Consider the following 25425-nt stretch of genomic DNA (forward strand, 5'->3'; position numbering starts at 1 on the left):
CAAGCGGTCTTGATATATATAATTTATTTAGGAGGTCTATGCATGAAAATCAGTCAACAAAAAAAGTGGGTTGTTTTAACAGCTGCCTTATGTATGCTGGCGGGAACGGCATTGGCAGGATGTTCGGGGAAAGGAGCGAACAGCCCCTCCGCATCGCCTTCTGCATCGCCCGGGGTTGAAGCGTCTGCAACGGCAACGGCGATTGCGGATCCGTATGCCGATCTGCCGAAAGCGGTTAGCATCTCCGCGTTTGACCGGGGGGCTGTATCCAGTGACGAAGGGACTTATGAAAACAATCGATGGGTGAAATGGATCCGGGAACAGTCCGGGATTGACGTGACGATGGTGCCTGTGCCCCGCAACCAGGCTCAGGACAAGCTGAATGTGCTTATTGCTTCGAATCAGGCGCCGGATCTGATCTGGGAATACGATCGGGCCTACATCGGCAAGCTGATTACTCAAGGCGCGCTGCAGCCGATTGACGCTTATATTGAGCAATACAGCACATCCTACAAAAAATATTTGCAGGAGCATCCCGAGTTGTTGCCTTACCTGACCTTCGATGGTCAAATGTATACGGTCGCGACTGCTCGGACGATAGATGGCATCGCCAATCATGGTCTGTGGATCCGGCAAGATTGGCTGGACAAGCTGGGCCTCAAGACGCCAACAACGATGGAGGAATTGATCGAAGTGGCGAGGGCGTTCAAGGAGCAGGATCCGGATGGCAACAATCAGGACGATACTACGGCGCTGGTAGGCAGTACGGTTTTTGATAGTTATGCAGCGATGAACGCGGCAATCAGCAATCAATGGTACCTTGAGGACGGCAGCATGAAGTACGGGGCCACACTTGACCGCTTCGGGGATGCGATGGATCTGGAGAAGCAATTGTACGAAGCAGGGCTGGTGGACAAGGAATATTTGACGGACAAAAACTTCCAAAGGGCTATCCAACTGTGGACGACGGGCAAAGCGGGCATCTTCGCCGGCAGTTGGGGCGGCAGCGCGATGGAGAACCATATCCGGAATATGCTGAAGAACGAACCGGAAGCAAATCCGGTGCCGCTTGAGCCGGTATCCACCAAAAACGGTAAATTCGGTCTGTATCAGGAAACGCCGCCGAATATTTTCGTAGCCTTCAATAAGGAAATGAAAAATCCGAAGGCCGCAGTGGAATATTTAGACTGGATGGTAGAAGAGGGATGGAAGACGTTGGTGAACGGTGAAGAAGGTGTTCATTATAAGGATGTCAACGGAGTGGCTCAAATGCTGGATGCAGAGAAGTACAAGAAGGAAGTGTCATACGCGGGTGAATATGCAGTTGTGCGGGATGCAAAGTTTTCCCCTGAAGATCTGCTCGTGAAGGCGGCTTCTGACGAGATCTCCCAGAAGCTGGCGGCATTGAGTCAGCAGGGATTGGAGATGGCGACCAAAAACAAGTTCCGTCGGGATATTCCGTATCAGCCAAACTTTATGGAGCTGAACGATATTCAGACGGCGCTGAAACCTTTTATCGAAGAGGTTCGCGCCAAAGTGACGATGCAGGGCAGCCAGTATACGGCGGCATGGGGACTGGAGGAAATTCGCAAGGAATGGAAGCGACTGGGCGGAGAAGCGGTAGAAGCCAAGGCGCAGGAATGGTACGAAGCGAACAAAGCCAACTTTTAAATAAGGTGTAGAGATGGTCATCCAAGCGAGACAGGCCTCGACTTTCATGAATAGATTTCAAGAAAGGCAGAGGTTCTGTCTCTCCCTCAATAACGATAACTGAAAGGGGCATACATGATGTCGACGAGTAAGCGGAATGAAAATGCAAGAACGATTCGTTTAGCTTTGTTTATGGTTATCTTCTTGTTATTTCAGACTGTAATTCCTGTCGGTTTTTCCGAGACTACGCAAGCGGTTGCGTTGAATGGGACAGAATCAATCGATTCCATCGACAACCTCATTACCAACGGAGGTTTTGAGACAGGTCTATGGTCAACCAGAGCGGGAGGAAGCTTGGATACTACGGTTAAACATAGCGGAAACCAAAGCGCGAGTATGACTGCGACTGCGACGACACAGTATCTGGGAAGCGCATTGATACCTGTAGAATCGAACAGTATCTATGAGCTGTCGGCCTGGATCAAGACATCCGGCATCTCCGTTTCTGATGCAGCAAGTGTAAACGCTTTAATGGTTGATGCCAACATGAATGCAATAGGCTGGTACAATACGATGAAGCTGATCCGGACCGGAGGCAGTGAAGATTGGACGGAATATACGACGGAGCTGAGCCAATTTGCAGCCGGGACGTCCTATATCCGCATATATGTCAGGTTGGATGGCAATGTGAGCGGTTCCGTATGGTTTGATGACGTGGAGTTGAAGGTATCCGACAATATGCTGGTCAACAGCGGCTTTGAGTCCGGGTTGTGGTCGCCGAGAGAAGGGGGAAGTCTAGATACAACCGTTAAACGAAATGGCAACCAGAGCGCGAGGATGACGGCGGCCACGACGACACAGTATTGGGGAAGCGCGTTGATTCCTATACAATCGAATGAAGTGTATACGCTGTCGAGCTGGATCAAAACATCTGGCATATCGGTTACGGATGCCGTAAGTATAAACGCTTTAGTGATTGATGCCAATATGAATTCACTGGGCTGGCACGATACGATGAAGCTGATTCAGACAGGAGGCAGTCAGGAATGGACGGAGTATACGACAGAGCTAAGCCGATTTGCGGTTGGGGCGGCCTATATCCGCCTATATGTCAGGCTGGACGGTAATTCGGGCGGCGATGTTTGGTTTGACGACATTGTATTCAAGCCAAAGGACTTCGTTATTGGTGTCGATGGACCAACGGGAAATATTTTTTCGGCTAATGAACCGACGATATTAAGTCTGTCACTGAAAAACTCCACAAACCGGAGCAAACAGGTTCAAGTGGATTACGGTGTAAAAGATTCCGAAGATAACTTGATCATAACCGGAAGCTTTGATACGGATGTCGGCATGCGCGGGGTAGCGGATCAAGAGCTGGACTTCTCGGCTATTGATCGTTACGGCGTATATACTTTGGAGGTAACGGCAACAGGAGACAATGGCAATATTAACGAGCAGGAGAGCTTCCCGTTCAGCAGGGCGCCGGCACCGGGCGAAAGCACGCCGGGCAGTGTATTCGGTACTGCGATTCATCTTCTTAACAAAACCGATGTCAATTATGTCGACACCTATCTTACCCAGATCGCACAGACAGGAATCCAATGGATCAGGGATGATGCAAGATGGACAGTTGCCGAAACGGTGAAGGGGCAGATCAGCATTCCGCCTGCTTGGGATATGTTTGTAGACACTGCATTGTCCAAAGGCATCAGTCCTTTGTTTATTGTCGATTATGGCAATCCGTTTTACGATGATGGAAAGGCGCCTTATACTGATGAAGGAATTGCAGCCTATGCCCGTTATGCGGGCGAGCTGGCAGAACACTTTCTGGGCAGGGTGGACCACTTTGAAATATGGAATGAATGGAATATCGGAGGAGGCAACCCGGATCGCCTTTCGCCGGAGGCGTATGCCAAAGTGCTTAAAGCGGCATATGCCGCTATCAAGGCGGTCAATCCCGATGCGGTAGTCATAGGCGGCGCCACGTCGGGGGCGGATGCAGGATGGATTAGCAGAGTATTGTCGGCAGGCGGATATGATGATATGGATGCCGTATCCATTCATCCCTATACCTATCCGATCAACCCGGATGACGGAGGATTCGTAGCCAGCTTGCAGTCGATAAAGAATCTGTTTCTGGCCTATGGCCCTGCCAAGCCGATATGGGTGACCGAGATAGGCTGGCCAACCAGTGAAAGTTTGACCAGAGGCGTAAGCGAGCTAACGTCGGGAGCTAATGTCGTTAAGACGTATACTCTGGCACTTAGCAGCGGCCTTGCAGATAAGGTTTTCTGGTATGATTTTAAGAATGACCCTAAACCGCCGACAAGTCTTGAAGGTCATTTCGGTCTGGTCAGAGGGGAGCATGAAGGTACGACTTGGTCCGCGAAAGAGAACTATGTGGCTTATCGTGGGCTTACCAACATGCTTTCAGGAGCGGAGTTTGTTCAAACCTATGCCGCTGGCGATCAGGTCCAGGCCTACAGATTTTACCGCAATTCGGATCAGAAAGACGTGCTTGTTCTGTGGAGCAAGGGCGATGCCAAAAATCTGGCGTTAAATCTCGGCGCTACCGTTGCGACATCCTATGATTTGTTTGGCAATAGCAGCCATGAAACCGCGAATAGCAATGGCATAATAACCCTGCCAATTTCGGAAGTGCCCATATATGTGGAAGGAAACTTTGCCCAGAACATAGAGGTTCAGGATCCATATCATATCCGCGTAGAACCGCATTTGCAGGAGACGCCGCAGGGCGAGCAATGGAGTGTCCGTATTGGCATCGACAACAATACGAACGCGGCCATATCCGGGGAGATACGAATCGTTGGTTCGTCGCCATGGAATCAGGGAAGCGAGGAGATGTTGTTTACCGCTGCGGCCAACCAATCGGCAACCGTATCGTTCGCATTCCCGGGAAATCCGGAGCCAAGATTATATGATTTGCAAATTGCAACAACATTGGACAGCGGAGTGAGCACTGTCGTAGATCGGAAAATCAGCTTCCTTGCCGCAAAGCAAGCCGCTGAAGCTCCGATCATCGACGGGGTGCTGTCGCAAGGGGAATGGTCCGACACAATGCCAATCCTGATCAATCAAACCTCACAGGTCCAAATGGGCGATTGGGGGGGAGTCGACGATCTGAGCGGCACAGGCTATATTCTATGGGATGATGATTATTTCTATTTTGCAGTGGCAGTACAGGACGATGTCCATGTTCAAAACGATACGGACGGCAATATCTGGAGAGGAGACAGTATACAATTCGCTATTGATCCCGGCAGAAAGTCGGGGGCATCCAATCTCGGGTATAATGAAATCGGTATTGCTATGAACCCTAACACCTCCAATGTCAATGTCTGGAGATGGACCGCCGCCTCAGGAGTTTCAAGCCTGAGCAACGTACAAGCTTCGGTCATACGAGACGACAACAGCAATACGACCACCTATGAAATGGCGATTCCATGGGACGCGTTATTGCCGGTTGGTGTGACGGCAGCTCTGGGCTCGAATTTTGGATTTGCCATGCTCATCAATGATAATGACGGTTCCGGAAGACGCGGTTGGATGGAGTATATGGGCGGTATTGGCTCGGGCAAAGACCGTAGTGCTTTCGGAGATTTGCTGCTAGTTCCACTTGCTGCGGAAATAACAAGCCAGGCCGCTCCGAAGAAGCCGATTCTGTCTGACAACAACGGGCATGATACAGGATTATTGGACGGCAATTATGAGATCACCATGAATATGTGGTGGGGAAATAACGGTTCGTTGTACCAATTGTATGAAAATGATGTTTTGATCGATAGTCAGTTATTGTCCGAGAACCCGCCGTATGCCCAGACGGCGGTTACATCGTTAACCGATAGATCGAACGGCATATATAGTTATGTCGCAAAGCTTACTAACGCATCCGGTACGACGCGAAGTGACGAGTGGGTTGTTCGCGTCAACGATGCGTCGCCGGGGAAACCGTTGTTGTCAGATGATAATTGGGATGGAGACGGGAACTTCACCCTTACCATGAATATGTGGTGGGGAACGAACGGGACAACTTATCAATTGTACGAAAATAGTGTTCTGATCGATACACAACCGCTGTCCAAACGGACACCGCAAGCGCAATTTGCTGTAACATCAATCCGTGACAGACCGGCAGGCACGTATGAATATCGATGCGAATTGTCTAATAGTGCCGGGATCACATCAAGCGAGACAACAACGGTGACAGTCCTTCGTTAATCGATGTTGTCCCCAAGTGAAGGACTTCTTCCGCAACGTAAATGCGGGAGGAGTCCTTATGGCATGCCGATCAAGGGCATTTCCTCAAAAAATAGATACTTCCGCAAAAAGTAGAGATTTCGGAAATCCATTGCAGCATGTTACCGTTAGAGTGGGTTCGGCACATATGCGCGGCAGAAGCCTATATCGCAGGCTCATCACAGGCAGCCATGGTATAAACTATAATTCAGGAGGTCGGGCTACTTTGAAAACAAGACATAAGCTGATAACTGCCTTTGCAGCCGCCGTATGCTTGTTTGCGGGAACGGGGTTGACTGGCTGTTCGAATCCAGGAGCGGATGAACCCTTAGCATTGCCCGGAAGCGAGTCGCCAGCGACGGCAGCAGATCCGTATGCCGATCTGCCGAAAGCAGTCAGCATCTCCGCGTTCGACCGAGGGGGCGTATCTAGTGATGAGGGAACCTATGAAAACAATCGTTGGGTGAAGTGGATCCGGGAGCAGTCCGGAATTGACGTAACGATGGTACCCGTGCCCCGTAACCAGGCTCAGGACAAGCTGAACGTGCTTATCGCCTCGAATCGGGCGCCGGATCTGATCTGGGAGTACGATAGGGCCTACATTGGCAAATTGATTACCCAAGGCGCACTGCAGCCGGTGGACACTTATATTGAGCAGTACAGCACAACCTACAAAAAATATTTGCAGGAGCATCCCGAGTTGTTGCCTTATCTGACCTTTGATGGTCAAATGTATGCAGTCGCGACTGCTCGGACGATAGATGGCATCGCCAATCATGGTCTGTGGATCCGGCAAGATTGGCTAGATAAGCTAGGTCTCAAGACGCCGACAACGATGGACGAATTGATCGAGGTGGCGAAGGCATTCAAGGAGCAGGACCCGGATGGTAACAACCAGGACGATACAACGGCGCTGGTAGGCAGCACGGTCTTTGATAGCTATGCAGCGATGAATTCCGCGATCAGTAATCAATGGTATCTGGAGGACGGCAGTATGAAGTACGGCGCCACGCTCAACCGGTTCGGGGATGCGATGGATCTAGAGAAGCAAATGTACGAAGCTGGGCTGGTGGACAAGGAATATTTGACGGACAAAAACTTTCAGAGGGCTATCCAACTGTGGACGACCGGCAAAGCAGGCATCTTTGCCGGCAGTTGGGGCGGGAGCGCGATGGAGGACCATATCCGGAATATGCTGAAGAACGAGCCGCTAGCGAATCCGGTGCCGCTTAAGCCGGTATCCACCAAAAACGGCAAATTCGGTCTGTACCAAGAAACACCGCCGAATATCTTCGTAGCTTTCAATAAGGAAATGAAAAATCCGAAGGCCGCAGTGGAATATTTGGACTGGATGGTAGAAGAGGGCTGGAAGACGCTGGTCAACGGAGAAGAGGGCGTTCATTACAAGGGTGTCAACGGAGTGGCTCAAATGCTGGATGCGGAAAAGTACAAGAAGGAAGTGTCGTATGCGGGCGAATATGCGGTTGTGCGGGATGCGAAGTTCTCGCCCGAGGATCTGCTGGTAAAGGCGGCGCCTGACGAGATCTCCCAGAGGCTGGCGGCATTGAGTCAGCAGGGCTTGGAGACGGCGGCCCAGAACAAGTTCCGCCGGGATATTCCGTATCAGCCGAACTTTATGGAGCTGAACGATATCCAGACGGCGCTGAAACCTTTTATCGAAGAGATTCGCGCCAAAGTAACGATGCAGGGTAGCCAGTATACGGCGGCATGGGGACTGGAGCAAATTCGTAAGGAATGGAAGCGCCTGGGCGGAGAAGATGTAGAAGCTATGGCTCAGGAATGGTACGAGGCGAACAAAGTCGACTTTAAATAGCTGCCGCACGAAAGGAACGGGACAATGAAGAATGTACAGAGCCAATGGATGAAAAAAATAATTACAGGTCTGATCATGTTCCTGTTCCTGATTGTAACTGTGTCGGCCGTGTTGTTTTATTTTATTTTCACCAATGATCTGAAGGACCAACTCGTCAGAACGAATGTGGAGCTCCTGGATCATATGGAGCAGAAGCTGGATTTGGTGCTGAAGAGCATCGACAACGAAGCTATCCAACTGGTCCAGTACGATGAAATAAAAACGTTTTTTGACGATAGTCTGCCCCAAGGGGAGCGGACCGAAAACGACTATCGGATCGGCAATCACATCGACAGACTAATCCGAAGCAATGAATATCTGTTCTCCATAGACATCTACTCGTATTCCCAGGACAGGCTGGTGTCGGGAGATATCTTGACGGAGGAGATGAGGCTGAAGGATTACGCCTGGATCGGACAGTTCGCTCAATTCGACGGTTATTCCAGCTGGTTGGCAAGTCGCAAGCTGTTGATCAGCAACTCCAACTTTCCAATTTACCGTAATGTGGTGTCGTTCATTCGGACCTATCCGCTTATTCATTCTACGGGCACGAGGAAGGGGGCCATCGCCTTTAATTTGAAGGAGGAGATGCTGCTGCCTCTGATCTATCACGAGGGGGATGCTCAAGGTCTGAATCTTGTGCTGGACAAAGGGGGACTGGTAGTACTCCATCCCGACGAGTCCAAGCTTGGGGAGAACATGGGCTCCACACCTTTCGTGGCGCAGATGGCTACGGAGGGCAAGAGCGCAGGTTACTTCCATGCCAAGGTTGAGAACAAAGATTCTATCGTCTTCTACAAGGTGAATCCGTATACCGGATGGAGAATTACGAGAATTGTTTCGGAGATCGAGCTGAACAAACCGTTGACGGTGATTCGCAATACGCTGGCTGTTCTGTCCGTTATGATCTTGATAACGGCAGCTGTTCTGGCTCTTGCCGTAGGCAGATGGACGTTCAAGCCGTTGAACCGATTCCTGGGAACGATCTCCTCCAGATTGAATGCCGTATCTCCCCAGCCCACAGGGGAAGCGGGAGGAGACGGATTCCGAATACTGGAGTCCCGATTTGAGGATTTCCTGGTCAACAGCGAGCAGTTGCAGCAGCAGGTTCGAGAGACCAAGCCGATTCTAAAATGGCAGCTGGTCATAGAGTTGCTGTCCGATTCTAAGATCAACATCTCCAATACAAGGCAACATATGGGTATGCTGGGGATTCAGCTGGATTTGAACCGGTTTGTCGTGATGGTGGCGGAATTTGACCAGCGTAACGATTTGACCGCCCAAGATACACATCTGTACAATTATGCGCTGTGTAATGTGGCCGAGGAGTTGATTCAGGCGGAAGGCAAGGGCGTGTCAATTGAATTGGAAAACGGCTGCTGCGCTATTCTGATGAGCTTCCAGGATAGCGGCATGGAAGCCGAACTGCGAGCCAGCGTTGTGGCGGATTTAATCAAAAATTATGTCGCAGAAAACTTCAAACGCACGGTTACGATCGGCGTGGGCGGGCTGGCGGAATCGGTGGGTGAGATCAGGCAGTCCTTCAAGCAAGCATGCGACGTGTTGGCTTATCGATTGATTCTGGGCTCGAATATGGTGATCACCCGGGATGATGTGCAAAGTGACGAATCCGCCCAATATTACCGATTGGTGGCGATGACCGACGGGATGATGGATTCATTGAAGCTTTTGGATGGGGAGAAGCTGAAGGCGCAGACAGACCGCTGGTTCGAGGCTTTCACCCAATACGGAGTGCCTCCGGAGATGATTCGCCAATTGAATCTGCAATGTTTGATGAAGGCTGCCGTAGTGGCTGGGGAAGCGGGCATCGAGCCGGAGCAAATCCGTATGCCGCAGGAAATGAGAGATGCTCTGAATCAATACGACAGTCTGGATGAGATGAAAGGTTTCATCTTGACTATGCTTCGGGAGTACATGGATCTGATTCGAACAAAACGCGGCAAACGGGAGAAAAGCGATCTGATTGTCAAGGTGCTGGACTATATTAACAAGGATATCGGCAGAGCCGACCTGTCGCTGAATTTGTTGGCCGACGAATTGCGCGTGAGCGTGTCTCACTTGAGCAGGCTGTTCAAGGAGCAGACGGAAAGCAACTTTATTGATTACCTGATGAATCTGCGAATTAATCAAGCCAAGCGGCTGTTGATGGAAACCGATGAGAAAATCAAGGTGATTGCGGAAGCTGTCGGTTACAGCAACGTCAATACGTTTATTCGCATCTTCAAGAAGCTTACGGCGCTCACCCCCTCGGAGTACCGGGAGCAGAGGCAGGAGCAACAGGAGTGATTCTCGATGAAAGAATGTGAAGCAATGAATGTCAACCAAGCATGGAAAGCCAAATGGATCATGTATACCGGGTGTCCCGATCATGCAGCGCCTGTCTTCAGAAAAAAGTTTCAAATGCCTGGCGGCATAAAAAAAACACAAATTCGTATATGCGGACTAGGTTTCTATGTGTTGAACATAAATGGACGGCGTGTTGGCGACGATATTATGCAGCCAGCGTTTACCGCTTACGACAAAACAGTCTTGTTTAACGTTTACGAGGTGGACAACTATTTGGCTGAAGGGCTCAATGAGATCGAGGTTACATTGGGCAACGGCTGGTACAATGAATTGCAGCCTTCGGCATGGCAGTTCGAACATGCGGCATGGCGCGCACAGCCGAAATTAATTGCGGAATTGTACTTGGACGGGCAATTGTTTCTGGTATCGGATACAACTTGGGAATGCGCTCGGAGCGGCATCAGCTATAACTCTTTACGATGCGGCGAAACGTTCGATGCGGGATTCAAGATCGATAGATGGGAAAAACCCACCATCGCGCCCGCGCCTGGCGGCGTGATGAAAGAGCAGCAGATTTCTCCTATACGAGTGAGTGAGCTTATTAAGCCTGTGGCTATTGTGCCGAGCCCATTGCCTGTCATCTATGATTTTGGCGTCAATCTTTCGGGGAATGTAGAAATTCAAGTAATCGGACGGAAAGGCAACAAAGTGACGATTCAGTATTTCGAACTGCTGAGATCTACGGCAACTCCGGATTTGGAAAGATATAAACAACATGTTTATGATGATAGGTTTCAATGCGACGAATATATATTATCAGGCGAGGGAGTTGAGACCTGGCATAGCGAATTCAATTATAACGGCTTCCGTTATGCAAGAGTCTATGGAGAATATGAATCGCTCGAGGTTGTCGCTCGTTGTTTCCATACCGATTTATCCGATGCAGGGGACCTTCAATGCGACAATCCCCTCGTTACGAAAATTCAGGCAGCTGTGCGTCGGTCTACTTTGACTAATTTTCATCATATTCCAACCGATTGTCCGCATCGCGAAAAAAACGGCTGGACCGGAGATGCGCATCTGGCTTGCGAACAAGCGCTGTTCAACTTTCAAATAGATGAAGCCTATATCAAATGGCTGGATGATATTGTAGATTGCCAACGTCCAAGTGGCCGTATTCCTTGCATCGCTCCGACAAGCAGTTGGGGATATGATCACATGTTGTGCGGGCCTACATGGGATGCCGCTTTATTCGTTATTCCCTGGGAGTTGTATCGATACACAGGGAAGGTTGAATATATACGCAGGTACTATGAGCCAATGGGAAAATATATCGGCTACCTGCAATCCATTCTCGACAATGGCATTTGCCGCATCGGTCTCGGCGATTGGTCTGCGCCTTCGGTTGCGCCAGCATTTCCGGTAGAATCGCTGCTAACCGCCTATTCCTATTACATGACGGATATTTTCGGGAAGATATCCGGGATTCTGCACGAGGAAGAAAGCGAGCGGCAGGCCGCAGAGCTTTCGGATGGTATAAAATCAGCATTTATAAAGCAATTTGCCGCTATTCAGACAGACAGTCAGGTTTTTTATGCGATGATGCTTTATTTTGGGCTTGCAGAGGACGTGTCCGCAACGCTGGATAACCTGATCAGAACAGTGGAATTAGCGGATGATCATATTATGGGAGGAATGTTTTGTTCGAAAATGATTTTGGACGTACTTACAGACAATGACCGGTTTGACCTTGCCTATAAAATTGCGTCACAAGTGGATTTTCCGGGATGGGGGCACCTGGCAGGCTTATGCGCGGGAACGTTGGGCGAGAACTGGTACGGTGGTTCATCGATGAATCATTTTATGTTCGCCGAAATTGGCGCGTGGTACTACAAAGCGCTCGCGGGATTCAATATTGACGACAACAACCCGGGATTTAAGCACATCAGATTAACCCCTCATATCCCGGCGGACATCGGCGAGTTCCGAGCATGGCATCAAACCCCTTACGGCAGATTGGAAATTTCGTGGGATCGGGAATATATGAATGTTATTCTTCCGCAAGGGGTATCTGCGACGTTCGTGCATGGGGATGCGACAAGGGAGCTTTCTGAAGGTGAATATCGCATTAAAAGATAACAGAGAAGGAGAGATCGATGATGAGTAGCGCCGAACTGGCGGTCAAGATTAAAGAAACGGAAACAAACTATGACGATCGGGCCAAGCTCGTCCGCACTCCGTTGACGGCAACTTATCATACGGCACTGAGACCGGATGCGCATCCTTTTGTCTACGCGCTGTATCCGTCTACTTGTTATGCGTATGATTTGCTTCAGTATGGGGGCGAGGACTATACACGGAAGGCTGCAGGCATTCTGGAGGTGGTGATGTCCTTTCAGGATCAGGATTCGACACGGGCGACTTATGGGATTTGGCCGTACTTCTATGAGGAGACGTTAGATGAGATGGATCGTCCCGACTGGAATATGGCCGACTTTCACGGTAAGAAGCTGCTGCTGATTCTAAAAAATAATGCGCAGCTCCTTCCGCAACCGCTTCTGTCGAAACTCCGGGAAGCTGTGTATCACGCTTGCAAAGCTATCATGATTCGGGATGTTGGGCCTCATTATACGAACATTGCCATCATGGGGGCGGTGGTGACGCTTCTTGGCGGCGAAGTGCTGGGGAATGAAGAGTTTAGAAGTTATGGAGAGCAGCGTCTCAGAAGGTTTCATGCCTATACAATGGGGATTGGCACGTTCTCGGAATATAACAGCCCGTGCTATACGCCTATTGCGATTGAAGAACTACAGGTCATTTATTCGCAATCGAGCTCGGCAGACGCCTTGGAGATTGCCGGGCAACTACTGGACATTGCGTGGCATATGATCGGGAGGCATTATCATGCGGCGACGGGCGCGTGGGGAGGACCGCATAGCCGTACGTACAGAACGGCACTTCGTCCAATTGAACGGGAGTTTCTGACAAACGGACTGGCGATAGAATCATCTGGTCCCCGTTGTCCCGAGAAGTATCGCTACTTATTCGACTCAACAGAGGAGCGTTATTTCACAGAGCAGACGGTTCTGGCGGCGGAGACCGGCTATCAAAATTATGCAACCACCTACCAGAATGAGGCGCTGACGCTTGGCAGTTTCAGTAGCGGAAGCATGTGGAACCAGCGCCGCAATTTGATCGGCTACGTCAACGTCGGAGACGGAAAGACCGTGTCGGTCCAGTTGCAGTTTCTTAAGGACGGCAAGGACTTCTGCTCCGCCATATTTACTGGTGTGCAGTTGCGCAAGCAAGTGTTATTCAGCTTTAACCTGGCGACAGATAATGGAGGCTGGCATCAGGATCTCGATATCATTAACGGCAGATTCAGAGCCGAGGATCTACGCATTCGATTGCTAATCGGCGGCGATACTGCAGCGCTGGATATACCTATCGCTCAAGATGGCGTGCGACTCGCGGCGCAACTTGGAGAAACGACCCTGCAAGTGGAATCGGTGCTGGACAACTCTGGGTACGGCTCGCTCTCCGTTGAAGCGGAGCGTACGGCTGACGGGGTAAACCTCGATTATGTAATTGCGTCGGGAGAGGAACGGGATTTTGATTTCCACGCACTGGATAAGGCCGTATGGATCTTGATCTTGTCGCTGGGAGAAGATCAGGCATTGCCTGCTGTCACGCTCAAGTCGGACGGAATGTGGGTGACCGCGTCGGTTTGTAAGGAAGATGATTCGATGGCGATAACCGTGCCGGTGGTTCCACGGAAGACCAAAGAACTATATCGGGATAATCAAATTCAAATGCCCAAGGCACTTATGACACAGTTGGAATAGATGAGAGGGATGTCGAGTGGCTATTGAATCAACATAGCTTGCTTAAAATAGAAGTGGAAGGCTATGTGATTGAGGAGCACATTGATGAAATCATAGAATCAACAATTTCGATATCGTTCCTCCTTTTGATGATGTCGGTAAGCACTGTGTTTGCAGATATACCGGAGGATTTTTTGGGATTAGGCGGTGGATCAAAGCCGGAAACACAAAAAATCGAAGCGACGGATCACGGCATTATCGTATCCACAGAAGGTTCCTATACACCAGACAGGCAAGCTGCAGGAATCATTTATAAAAAACCTATAGATCCCAAGGATGTAACTGTTGAGTTCACGATCGATAAAATTTCGACACTGAACCCGGTACAAGGGGCGCAATGGTCCCAGGAAAGAGACAGCTGGTATGCTGTAAGTCTGTTGGACAAGCCGGATTTCTGGACGACGGCTAACGATGATGTGAAATCCTTTTACATTGGCAATATCCCCTATTAGCGACAATCGAGCGTATGTGCATGCCTATCGTACGTTTGCAGGGGGATTTTTCCAGGCGAACTGGTTGGCAACGATTGACCTGAGTGTCGGCACTAAAATGAATGTCAATATCAAATGGGCAGATAAAACGGTTGCTGCTACCGTCAATGGCGTTGAAATTCCGCTCGATACCTTCAATAACGATCAACTGCCAACGATTGATCCGGTATTCCCTGATCATGCCTATATCGCTGTATCGGGACAAACGGGGGCGAAAATGGCTCAATTTACTTTGGAGTAAATTAACGATACTGTATTTGATCAACCAGCGTAATCAACTGAAGCATCACCAAGTCCCGAGCCTTCTGAATCAGCGGCAGCAAGTGTTGAGCCGTCAGCATCGGCGAGTGCCGAAGCTTCTTCGGACGCGAAGACGCCTGCAAGTGCCGATGGTGAACAATCTATAACAAATCTTTCATATATTATATTCTGGGTGCGCTGATTCTGATCGTTGTCGCAGTCGTTGTGATCAACAAGTCGCGGAAATCTAACAAGATGTAAAGGGGGAGAAATCTCCTCTTATTTCAAAAAGTAAGTTGGTGTTGTTAATGGAAGGAAAAAAATACATCTTTAAGTCTTCTGAGCATAATATTCGCGACGATTTTCCTTTTGTTGTTTCTCATTGGATTCACGATTCAAAGTCGGAGATTCCCATGCACAGTCATGAATTTATCGAAATCGTATTTATTGTGAATGGAAAAGCCGGACACAAATTTAAGTCTAGAAATTCCAAGGTGTACGAAAGTGAGTTAAGTAAAGGAGATATATTCATTATTAATCCCGACGAAGAGCATACTTATATTTTGTCTGGCGATGAGCAGGTCGAAGTTGTTAATTTGTTGTTTTATTCGGACATCATCGAATGGACGATATTGCGCGGGTCGGACTATATGAAGGATATGGATTTTTATTATGTTCATCGCGGGCAGCATCAGCGATAAGGCAGAAGCGAAGGAGGATGGGGTGAAATGGAAGTGAAGATTAACCGGGAAATCCGGGACTATACAGAAAGTTTGTACTTTGGACTGTCCTTGCGGCAGTTCTTTTTTTCTATTCTGGCAGTCGCTGCGGCGATTGGGTTGTACTTCGGTTTGCGCAATCACTTCGGACTCGAAACACTCAGTTGGATGTGCATATTGGGAGCGGCTCCCTGCGCTGCATTCGGTTTTATTCGTTATCACGGTATGACAGCGGAGCAACTACTGTGGACATACGTGAAGTCGGAGTTCTTGATACCAAGACGGCTTGTATTCTGCTCAACCAACATGTACTACGAAGCGCTGAAAGGAAGCTTGCACAAGCATGAGCAAGAAAGGATGAAGCGCAATGATTAAGACGCTCAGGCGCACTCTGAAACAGGACAAGGAACGGTCTGCTATTCCTAAAAGCGTACAACAAGCGATCCCGATCCGTGCAATCTGGCCGGACGGGATTTTTGCTGTCGGCAACAAATTTTCGAAGTCGTTCCGTTTTGCGGACATCAATTACGCCGTCGCTTCGCGAGAGGATAAAGAGACGATATTCCTTTCTTACTCCGAATTGCTTAATTCGTTTGACAGCGGTGCGACGACGAAGATAACGATTCATAATCGGCGGCTTAATCAGGCAGAGGTGGAACGTTCGGTTTTCATTCCGCTTCAGCACGACGAGTTGGATGTGTATCGGCAGGAGTACAACGACATGCTGCTAGGCAAAGCGACGGACGGCAACACCAATGGGACGATTCAAGACAAATACATCACCATCTCCGTTGTGAAAAAGAACGTGGACGAAGCCCGCCAATACTTCACGCGGGTCGCTACGGAGTTGACCGCCCATTTCTCTCGCCTCGGCTCAAAGTGTACGGAACTTGATGCGACGGATCGTTTGCACATCTTGCACGACTTCTTCCGAATTGGCGAAGAAGCGGATTTTCATTTTGATATGCAGGAAATGATGCGTAAGGGTCATGATTTCAAGGATTATATTTCCCCGGATTCGTTCGAGTTTGCGAAAGACCATTTTCGGATGGGGAACCATTACGGACGGGTCATCTTTCTGCGAGATTATGCCAGCTATATCAAGACAGCATGGTAGCCGAATTGTGCGACTTGAACCGCAACTTGCTGTTGTCGCTCGATGTCATCCCGATTCCGACCGATGAAGCTGTACGTGAAGTAGAGAACCGTCTGCTCGGTGTGGAGACGAACATTACGAACTGGCAGCGGCGGCAAAATCGCAACAACAACTTTTCGGCTGTTGTCCCCTACGACATGGAGCAGCAGCGGAAGGAGAGCAAGGAGTTTCTTAGCGACCTGACCACACGCGACCAGCGGATGATGTTCGGACTACTTACGATGGTGCATATCGCAGACAGCAAGGAACAACTCGATAGCGACACGGAGACATTGCTCACGACGGCCCGCAAGCATCTATGCCAGTTTTCCACGCTCTTCTATCAGCAAATGGACGGTTTGAATACGGTGCTGCCGTACGGGCTGCGAAAGGTTCATGCCTTACGGACGCTTACGACTGAAAGTACGGCTGTCTTTATCCCGTTCCGAGCGCAGGAGATCATGCACACATCCGGTATTTACTATGGGCAGAACGTCATCAGCAAAAATATGATCGTTGCCAATCGCAAGCAACTACTGAACGGAAACAGTTTTATTCTCGGCGTTTCCGGTTCCGGCAAGAGCTTTACTGCAAAGCGAGAAATCGTCAACCAGATACTGGCGAGCGATGACGATATTATCCTGATTGATCCGGAGCGGGAGTATTCTGCTCTGGTAAATGCGCTGGGCGGCGAGACGATTCATATATCAGCAACTTCGCCAAACCATATCAATGCGATGGATATGAACCGGGATTATGGCGACGGAGCCAATCCGATCATTCTTAAATCGGAATTTGTCCTGTCGCTGTGCGAGCAATTGATAGGTGGACATCAGCTTGGCGCGAAGGAGAAATCGCTCATCGACCGTTGCACTGCGGCTGTGTGCCGCAAGTATTTACAGAGCAACTATAAGGGGCAGCCACCAACCTTACAGGATTTTCGTGCGGAACTTCTCAAGCAGACAGAACCGGAGGCCCATGACATTGCGCTGGCCATTGAACTGTTTACTTCCGGCAGTCTGAACACGTTCGCTAAGCCAACCAACGTCAACGTTCACAATCGGCTTATCTGCTACGATATTCTCGATCTTGGTAAGCAGCTTCTTCCCATCGGCATGCTGGTTGTACTCGACAACATCTTGAATCGAATTACGCAAAATCGCGCCAGGGGAAAAAATACCTTTATCTTTATTGATGAAATCTATCTTCTATTCCAGCACGAATATAGCGCCAACTTTCTGTTCACGCTCTGGAAGCGGGTACGAAAGTATGGCGCTTTTTGTACGGGCATTACGCAAAATGTGGATGATCTGTTGCAAAGCCATATCGCACGGACGATGCTCGCCAATAGCGAATTTATCGTCATGTTGAATCAAGCGAGCACGGATCGCATGGAGCTTGCGGAGTTGTTGAACATCTCGGATCTGCAGCTTTCTTACATGACAAACGTAGATGCCGGAAACGGGCTATTGAAGATCGGAAGCTCTATTGTTCCGTTTTTCGACAAGTTCCCGCGACACACGAAGTTGTATAACCTGATGACAACGAAGCCAGGGGAAGCCTTGTAATCTGAATAAACGGATAAACTATCATGATTTGGTTACCGTCCGTCTTAGTTTAGCCAATCAACCAGATTAGTCCTTTGTTATTGCTTGTTCAACTGTTCCCGAAACGTCCAGCAACTTGAAGATTGGAAGCGGAAGAAATATAGTTGCGAATTGTACCTTCGGATAAATGGGAGAAGGATTAATGTTCCTAGACTGTCGCATTTGTTACATTAATTATTTCATTAATGATTATATAGCTTTGTCTATGGATGTAACTTCGGTGCCAATAATCTGCTCTTAATCGCCAGAAGTTGATCGGAATTTGCGTTCAGCAATTTTCTTCTGGAATGTAATAACAACCGTATCAGCGGCATTGGGGTCTACGTCAGAGTTAATTAAATTCTAGATGGTTTGGGAAATTGACGCTTACCTTGCAGGACGAATGGTTAAACAAAGTCGAAGCGGTCGGGCCACGTTAGCCGCCTCAAATTCGAACAGATCCAGCGACGCTTGGTAGTCGTTCTTATGCTATTATCATTCTACTACATGTACTTAGACACTCGAACGCGATTCGAATGCTTCGGCTTAACTGGCTTCGTCATCAGTGGTGGTACGCATACGTCTGCGGAAAACAAGTCCTGCCCTCGGTTGCTTCACTCGTTTTTACGATCAAATTCGGGTTCCAGTCGGAAGATTCGATTTGTGTGGAACCTATGTTTAGCGTTTGCGAGGATATAAAGCCTTAGGTAGTGGCCTCACCTACAACCGGATCCATGACGATAACAGCAGTATTCACAGTCTCAGGTCGTCGAACCACAATCTTCTTGTCCACAAATTGCATTGTATCCATTAGGGGAACGAATCATGATGCTAAACTATAGCAGTGTGCAATTATCATAACCTGATCTCCCAAGTCCACTCCTATTAATGAGCGAACTCTCGTTCAGTGATGTTGCTTTTAGCTGTGCCAGAATACGATCGGGAAAGATGAGTTCATGCGAACAGAGAAATGTACCAGTGTACATTTTTGCAACTTCTATGCATAGTTTGTCGGTATGTAGAGGTGCTAAAATTTTAATTATATATCGTACTACAAGGTATGGGAGGTTAATTCTTGCAGAAAAATGGAGGTGATTGCTGTCAGCTTCAAGCTAATCAATTTTGAAGAGTTGCGACAATATGGGGAATTAATGTAGGGAGAAGTTGTTTTTTCAAAATGAGAGTAGCGGTAAAATAGGCTCCTCGCTATACTTCATGGGTAAAGAGCAAAATGTTAGTTTCATACCCCCTCCGCCTTTACGAGAATTCCAGGAGTTGGGAACCTGCTCAACCAGAATTCATTGGATATTTCCTGAAAACAATTTGGTCAGTAGGGAAATGATCTCCCGTGTCAAGCGCAGAAGGGCGGGCAATGACTAGCCGCATGTGTATGCCAGGGTAGATGCCGGCTCGGAGCTTCTCGGCGATGAATCAGACTTCTACCCTATAGTTTTTGGAGGCGTCAAGAAAGTGAAAGTGAGTTCTCATGAATATCTTAATCTGTGTTCATACAGGGTTAGGTCGGGCACATTCTCCAGATACCGATGTGGAGGCTCGAATAACAACTGGTTGCCTACATGGACAAATTAGCGCGTAGGAAACTACGGAAGAGGCCAATGGAACAATCTCTCAATTATTAATAGGAGCAAAAGGGGCGCTTCCGTTGGTGGTGGCACTTGCATTTCCCGAAGACATCCCTAAATCATTAAGCCTTCAATGATCTTGTAACTATGAGGTTCCCGCACTTTGATTGGGCCACGTCCTCCAGAAGGACCAAATTCAATTTTCAGTGAACATTAAAATTCCAAAGACTATGTCCAATTCACGAAAGAATTGGTAACTGCTCTTAGCATACGAGGAGGGTAAGCGTATGAAAACTGCCCGATTTTGGTTGCGTAAGACAATTGTATGTTTGTTTGTCGCGATTCTTGTTATCCCTGCAAGCCAGCCTTTAGTGGGCGCTGGCGGCAAGGTAAGTGCGGCGGCAGCCGATAACGAAATCCCGGAGGACGCGCCGCTGCTTGTTGAGAACGGTCAACCTCTCGCCGAAATTATCATAAATGCCAACGCTGCCGAGATGGAACGTTATGCGGCTAAAGAATTGCAAAGCACGATTGAGCTTGTCAGCGGCGCGACATTGCCGATATATGAACGCGAAGAGTTGCTGGATCAGACCGTAAGTGTGTCGCTCGATGAAAGGCTGCTTGAAGTTGACAAGGGGGGGAATTACGACCTGTCAATTAGCTTTTACAATGGCGACAGCGTTTTGAAAGCGGTGTCAATCGATGCGCTCCATGATAGGAACCTGTTTGATATTGCCATAAATGAAGGCTTTTCGCTTGAATCGGGGCAGACAGGCGCGGTAACGGCCTCTCTGTTTGTGCCGTCATCGACAGAGGACGGCGTATATGCCGTACGCTTCCAGCCCTATGTAGACGGTGCAGCTTACGGCCCGGAGCTTGAATTGACGGTTCGGGTACAACAAAGTCTGCTAAGCAATGGCGGATTTGAGTCCGGCACAAGCAGCGGCTGGTATGCGCTCGACGGGACGGGGGCGTTGGACAGTGAAACGAAGCGCAGTGGCAACATGTCGTATCGTCTGGGGGCCGATAGCGGCAATTCCTTCAATGTACGCTCCACTCAGAACATTCAGACGAAGCCTGGCTCGTCGTATGTGTTGAAAGCGTGGATGAAGGGTGAGCAAGCGGGGAATGCCAGGATGCAGATTAGCGAAGTTGTCGGCTTCGCTCAGAAGCAGGTTTTTTCCGTTGACGCAGCGATTACGACAGAGTGGCAACCGTTCGAAGTACATTATACTCGCGATCCGGAGCATCAATTCGATACCAACTGGGTTGTATTCTCGTTCAATCGGGCTAACGGCCCCGGACGGCTGTGGATAGACGATGTAACCCTCATCGAAGTTCCGGACGGGCCGGATGAGCCGAGCGGTCCGCCGGCACCGGGGGCGATTACGCAGGGACGGTTCCAGATTGTGCTTGGAACGATGGATCGGCTATCGGAATTTACAGCTATTGGGGAGAAGTACGCCGAGCAGCTCGAAGGGTCGGACGGTTTTGCCGTGCACAGCGAGGTCAATCGTGTCTTTATCGTGGGAGATGAGCCGCGGGGAGTTCTGAACGGTGTCTACGATTTCCTTGAAGAGAACGCGGGCGTGCTTTGGACACGTTCGTCGGAGACAGGCACACTGTTCGAACCGCAAGAGAATCTGGCCGTGCTGAAGGCGGATTATTGGGAGGGATCCCCTCTGCAGGTGCGCGGTTGGCTGACGCTTGGCGTAAGCGCCAATAACGAAATTCAGGGCGACTATGCTACTGATATGATGCTGGCCCGCAATAAGAACAATGCCAGGATGTCGGCGCATGGCGCGAATCAACAATATTGGGAACGGTTTAAAGCGACGGGGCTTGAGCCCATTATGCTGGGTCACAATCTGAATTATTGGCTGCCCAATTCCGAATTTTTCGAGGATCATCCGGATTATTACAATACGGATCGGGAAGGAAACTATATCGGGCTTTCGGCCAAGGCGCAGTTTAACTTTTATCATCCTGATTTGCCCGGCGTTTTCGCAGAAAAAGCTAAAGGGTTGATCGCTGCCACAGGCACAGAGTATGTCGGTGTCGGGCTGAATGACAACTCTAACTTTTACCAGAAAGGCTTGTCCGATCAACCTTTCGTAACCGAGGAAGGGATCATAGTGCAGCCGGAAGACCCGGCCTACGTGTCGACTGTCTTCTTCACGTTCCTGAACAAGATGGCAAGAGAAGTCAATGCCGCTTACCCGGATGCGAAAGTAGTGGCGTATGCCTATACATTAACGGAGGAGCCGCCGAAGACAGCGTTGGAGGATAATATTGTAGTCGTATATGCGCCGTTGTACGAGGATGCGCGTACACCGATTAATACGGACGACACCAGAAGCGCGAACTACAGATACAAGCAGCAGTTGGAAGCGTGGTCCGAGAAAACGAAAAATGTCATTGTATACAATTATTACGGAAGCTTCCCTTACACCGATTTCGAACGGCCGATTGCCGAGAAAGTGCAAGCGGATATGCAATATTACCGGGAGCTGGGCATTCTGGGCGTGTTGCCGGAGGGAACGATCGATTCCGCTCATGAAGGCTGGGGCGTCAATGCCATGCAATTCTGGCTGATGAACAAGCTCTTCTGGAATCCTGATGAGGATATTGAGCAACTGAAAACGCAATTTCTCGACAAAGCGTACGGAGCGGCTTCCGCATCGATGAGGGTTTATTATGATTTGCTAGAAGAAGGCTGGCAATATGACGATGCGCAGCAAACATGGGCGACGAGCGGCAAAACATTGTTCCGTCAATACGTTGTCAGACCCGGCATAAGGGAGGCGGCGCGGGCGGCGCTTGATGAAGCGTTCAACCTCGCGGATGAGCGGGCCAAGTCCAGAATTCGGCCGATCAAAGAAGCGTTCGAGCGCATGGCGCTGGCTGTTGGCGACAACATCGACGTCTCCACCAACGCCATTAGAACGACCTATACGAAGGAGCAAATTTTGTCGACATTTGATTTCAGTGCCGCCCCCTGGTCCAGTGTCGAGAACCCGGTTACGGATTTCAGACAAATGCAGACCGGAGAAGCGCCGCTGGTGGATACGAAAGTGTATACACTGTGGGACGATGACTATTTGTATATCGGATACGAGAACTTTGATCACGATGTTTCACAAATCAGGGCGAATCCGGAGGCGCCGAACGAGTGGTGGCTGAACGGGGACGACGATTCCGTTGAAACCTATCTGCTCGACGGGATGGGCACCGGATACTACGCGCTGATGTCGAATTCGCTTGGCGTCAATATTGATTATAGCGGACCTGAAGTGAGCGCGGCGTGGAATGGCGAATGGGAGTCGGCGGCTGTTGTAAAAAACGACCGTTGGGTCGTTATTCAAGCGATTCCGTTCCGTACGATTAATGTCGCCTCGCCTCGAACGGGAACGGTGGTGATGGGACATTATTTCCGAAATTATCATCGGACTGGATCAGGACTCGGATTGTACGGCTGGGACGGCGGAGCAGTGTGGAATACGGGCGAATTCAAACCGATTATTCTGGTTGACGCTCATTCCGAACCGGAGCCGGGTGGCGGAGCGATCTTCACGCCTCCGGTCAGCGGGCAGCCTAAACCGAATGAGCAGATCGTAAGCAAGGAACAGCTTCAAACGCTTGAAGGAAAAGCTGTCGTCGATCTTGCCGAAGGCAAGGATACGTTGCTGCTGCCTCTGGATGCGCCAGCGTATCTGAAGGATGGAGTCTTGTCGATTCGTCATTCTTCCGCAACGATTGAGCTCCCGGGAATTCTCATGAAGCAAGGACTCGAGTCCGCCGGCATGGCAACGGGCCCCTCTTCCTGGATTGAAGTTTCTATAGGGACCGAAGCTGCGAGCGATATCGACCTTGCGGATGCTACGCCTGCCGGAGCAAGAGTGGCGATTAAGCCGGCAGGAGATATCGTGAAGCTGAGACTTGCGGTTACAGACAACAAGAATGAGAGACACGAGCTGCAGTCCTTTGAAATCCCGATCAAGCTGCTCGTTAATCTGGCGGGTCAAGACGCATCGCTGCTCGGCATTTATAAGATTAATCATGACGGATCGCTGGAGTATGCCGGCGGAGAACGGGACGGGGACCGGCTGGCCATCGAGGTTACGCTGCCGGGCGATTATGTGCTGCTGGAATGGCGGCAATCCTATGACGATATTCCAGACGGGCATTGGGCTCGCGAAGCGATAACAGCTCTAAGCGCCAAGCATATCGTCAATGGTGTATCTGCAGTGGAATTTGCGCCATCGTCAAAGCTGACGCGCGCGCAGTTGGCCACCGTCATCGTCCGTGCATTCAACCTTACATCGGCAGCGGAAGAGCAAGGGCAGTCGTTCGACGACGTGAGTCGGGATGCATGGTATGCCGACGCCGTCCATGCCGCATCGGCGGCCGGCGTTGTGAACGGTACGGGCCATAACCGATTCGAACCGGATGCGGCCGTCACCCGCGAGCAAATGATCGTTATGCTTGTTCGCGCCAGCCAGGCAACTGCTGCGGGGACTGACCGTATCGATCCGCTAGCAGAGTACAAGGATGCGGACCAAGTGAGCGATTGGGCAGCAACCGCTTGGCGAGTCGCCGTTCAGCACGGATGGGTACAGGGCAAGGGCATGAACCGGCTTGCGCCGAAGGATCCAACGTCCCGAGCGGAAATCGCGACAATGCTTTATCATATGTTCGGCCCGACGTGGCAGTAAGTGCTCATTCACGGAACCGGGCAGCCGGCAGCCGGAGCATGGATGGCTGTTTCGCGGGCGGAAGCATGGAGCAGGAGCGAAAGTCTCCTGCTCCATTGGCCGTGCTATTGGGAGGAGAGACTTATGATGGATAAGACGAGCCGGCATTTGACGCCGCCCGGCGGATTTACGGCCGGGATTGAAGGCCCCGCATGCGATCCGGAAGGCTTCATTTATGCCGTCAATTATGACCGGCAAGGAACCATCGGCCAAATTTCCCCGCAGGGAGATGCCGAGGTTTGGGTCGAGCTGCCGGAAGGGAGTATTGGCAGTGGCATCCGCTGCGATGCCGGCGGCAATTTGCTGGTGGCCGACTACGTTCGCCATCAAGTCCTTCATATTGATCGAAGGACGAAAGAAATTTCGGTGTGGGCGCATGAGCCGTCCATGAATCAGCCGAACGATCTTGCCATTATGAAGAACGGCGCATTGCTGGCGAGCGACCCGGATTGGGATCATGGAACGGGGAATATCTGGCTGATTGCTCCTGACCGGACGGTCACATTGCTCGATGGCGAATGCGGGACGACGAATGGCATTGAGATCAGCCCGGATGAGCGTATTTTGTACGTTAACGAGTCGTTGCAAAGGCGCATATGGGCATATGACTTGACTGCCGACGGGGCGATCGCCAATAAGCGGCTGCTCATCCAATACGATGACCATTTGCTTGACGGTATGCGCTGCGATACGGAAGGCAATCTCTATGTGACCCGTTACGGGAAGGGAACCGTTGCCAAGCTTTCGCCGGACGGGAAGGAATTGGGCGAAATTATGCTGAAGGGCAAAAATGTGACAAATTTGACGTTTGGAGGCCCGGACGGCCGGACTTGTTACGTTACAGTTGCGGATACAGGAAATATACAGTGTTTTGAGGTCGATTGTCCGGGCAGATGCCGGGGAATGTGGTGTTGACGCCCTGGGCAAGCCATTCGAGAGGATC

At 50.0% G+C, this 25425-nt stretch carries 14 protein-coding genes; all 14 read left to right on the forward strand.

Annotation, left to right across the window (positions count from 1 at the left end; all coding sequences use genetic code 11):
- The first annotated feature begins 42 nt into the window (after positions 1 to 42).
- The 14 genes from ACRRU2_RS12400 to ACRRU2_RS12465 all read left to right on the forward strand — a co-directional run bounded on the left by ACRRU2_RS12400 (position 43) and on the right by ACRRU2_RS12465 (position 25397).
- Positions 43 to 1671 (forward strand): extracellular solute-binding protein, encoded by a 1629-nt coding sequence (locus tag ACRRU2_RS12400; RefSeq protein ID WP_331701133.1) that lies wholly within the window; start codon positions 43 to 45, stop codon positions 1669 to 1671.
- 114 nt (positions 1672 to 1785) lie between these two features.
- A complete protein-coding gene (locus ACRRU2_RS12405; RefSeq protein WP_432502011.1) occupies positions 1786 to 5892 on the forward strand; it encodes a sugar-binding protein in 4107 nt (1368 codons plus the stop codon).
- Between the two features lie 244 nt (positions 5893 to 6136).
- Positions 6137 to 7744, forward strand: coding sequence for an extracellular solute-binding protein (locus tag ACRRU2_RS12410; RefSeq protein WP_432502014.1), 1608 nt, complete (start codon positions 6137 to 6139; stop codon positions 7742 to 7744).
- 24 nt (positions 7745 to 7768) lie between these two features.
- Entirely contained in the window at positions 7769 to 10090 is a 2322-nt protein-coding gene (locus ACRRU2_RS12415) for a helix-turn-helix domain-containing protein (RefSeq protein WP_331701130.1), read from the forward strand.
- A 6-nt stretch (positions 10091 to 10096) separates the two neighbouring features.
- The gene (locus ACRRU2_RS12420) at positions 10097 to 12229 is read left to right on the forward strand and encodes a family 78 glycoside hydrolase catalytic domain (protein WP_432502016.1); all 2133 of its coding nucleotides are present in this window, start codon (positions 10097 to 10099) and stop codon (positions 12227 to 12229) included.
- Positions 12230 to 12246: 17 nt separating this feature from the next.
- Entirely contained in the window at positions 12247 to 13935 is a 1689-nt protein-coding gene (locus ACRRU2_RS12425) for a hypothetical protein (RefSeq protein WP_432502018.1), read from the forward strand.
- Between the two features lie 23 nt (positions 13936 to 13958).
- Positions 13959 to 14426: a hypothetical protein gene (locus ACRRU2_RS12430; RefSeq protein ID WP_432502020.1), complete on the forward strand. Its 468-nt coding sequence runs from the start codon at positions 13959 to 13961 to the stop codon at positions 14424 to 14426.
- A 64-nt stretch (positions 14427 to 14490) separates the two neighbouring features.
- A complete protein-coding gene (locus tag ACRRU2_RS12435; protein WP_432502022.1) occupies positions 14491 to 14706 on the forward strand; it encodes a hypothetical protein in 216 nt (71 codons plus the stop codon).
- A 307-nt stretch (positions 14707 to 15013) separates the two neighbouring features.
- On the forward strand, positions 15014 to 15406 hold the full coding sequence (locus tag ACRRU2_RS12440) for a cupin domain-containing protein (RefSeq protein ID WP_432502024.1): 393 nt from the start codon (positions 15014 to 15016) through the stop codon (positions 15404 to 15406).
- Between the two features lie 27 nt (positions 15407 to 15433).
- Complete coding sequence (locus tag ACRRU2_RS12445; RefSeq protein ID WP_432502026.1) at positions 15434 to 15799, forward strand: PrgI family protein; 366 nt, start codon at positions 15434 to 15436, stop codon at positions 15797 to 15799.
- Complete coding sequence (locus tag ACRRU2_RS12450) at positions 15792 to 16541, forward strand: hypothetical protein (protein WP_432502028.1); 750 nt, start codon at positions 15792 to 15794, stop codon at positions 16539 to 16541. Before ACRRU2_RS12445 ends, ACRRU2_RS12450 begins: the two co-directional genes overlap by 8 nt.
- Positions 16542 to 16555: 14 nt before the next feature.
- Positions 16556 to 18127 carry a VirB4-like conjugal transfer ATPase, CD1110 family gene (locus ACRRU2_RS12455; RefSeq protein ID WP_432502030.1) on the forward strand — a complete coding sequence of 524 codons (1572 nt, stop codon included), beginning with the start codon at positions 16556 to 16558 and terminating at the stop codon, positions 18125 to 18127.
- Between the two features lie 1888 nt (positions 18128 to 20015).
- Positions 20016 to 24443, forward strand: a complete 4428-nt coding sequence (locus tag ACRRU2_RS12460; RefSeq protein WP_432502032.1) for a DUF4838 domain-containing protein — start codon at positions 20016 to 20018, stop codon at positions 24441 to 24443.
- Positions 24444 to 24566: 123 nt separating this feature from the next.
- Positions 24567 to 25397, forward strand: coding sequence for an SMP-30/gluconolactonase/LRE family protein (locus tag ACRRU2_RS12465; RefSeq protein ID WP_432502034.1), 831 nt, complete (start codon positions 24567 to 24569; stop codon positions 25395 to 25397).
- The last annotated feature ends 28 nt before the right edge of the window (positions 25398 to 25425 follow it).

It is taken from the genome of Paenibacillus sp. GXUN7292, assembly GCF_050864975.1.
Classification (GTDB): Bacteria; Bacillota; Bacilli; order Paenibacillales; family Paenibacillaceae; genus Pristimantibacillus.

Bases quoted from the DNA above. Each gene is read 5' to 3' on its own strand.
- ACRRU2_RS12440 (WP_432502024.1), top strand. From the start codon at position 15,014: ATGGAAGGAAAAAAATACATCTTTAAGTCTTCTGAGCATAATATTCGC.
- ACRRU2_RS12400 (WP_331701133.1), top strand. From the start codon at position 43: ATGAAAATCAGTCAACAAAAAAAGTGGGTTGTTTTAACAGCTGCCTTA.
- ACRRU2_RS12465 (WP_432502034.1), top strand. From the start codon at position 24,567: ATGATGGATAAGACGAGCCGGCATTTGACGCCGCCCGGCGGATTTACG.
- ACRRU2_RS12425 (WP_432502018.1), top strand. From the start codon at position 12,247: ATGATGAGTAGCGCCGAACTGGCGGTCAAGATTAAAGAAACGGAAACA.
- ACRRU2_RS12450 (WP_432502028.1), top strand. From the start codon at position 15,792: ATGATTAAGACGCTCAGGCGCACTCTGAAACAGGACAAGGAACGGTCT.
- ACRRU2_RS12415 (WP_331701130.1), top strand. From the start codon at position 7,769: ATGAAGAATGTACAGAGCCAATGGATGAAAAAAATAATTACAGGTCTG.
- ACRRU2_RS12445 (WP_432502026.1), top strand. From the start codon at position 15,434: ATGGAAGTGAAGATTAACCGGGAAATCCGGGACTATACAGAAAGTTTG.
- ACRRU2_RS12405 (WP_432502011.1), top strand. From the start codon at position 1,786: ATGATGTCGACGAGTAAGCGGAATGAAAATGCAAGAACGATTCGTTTA.
- ACRRU2_RS12420 (WP_432502016.1), top strand. From the start codon at position 10,097: ATGAAAGAATGTGAAGCAATGAATGTCAACCAAGCATGGAAAGCCAAA.
- ACRRU2_RS12460 (WP_432502032.1), top strand. From the start codon at position 20,016: ATGAAAACTGCCCGATTTTGGTTGCGTAAGACAATTGTATGTTTGTTT.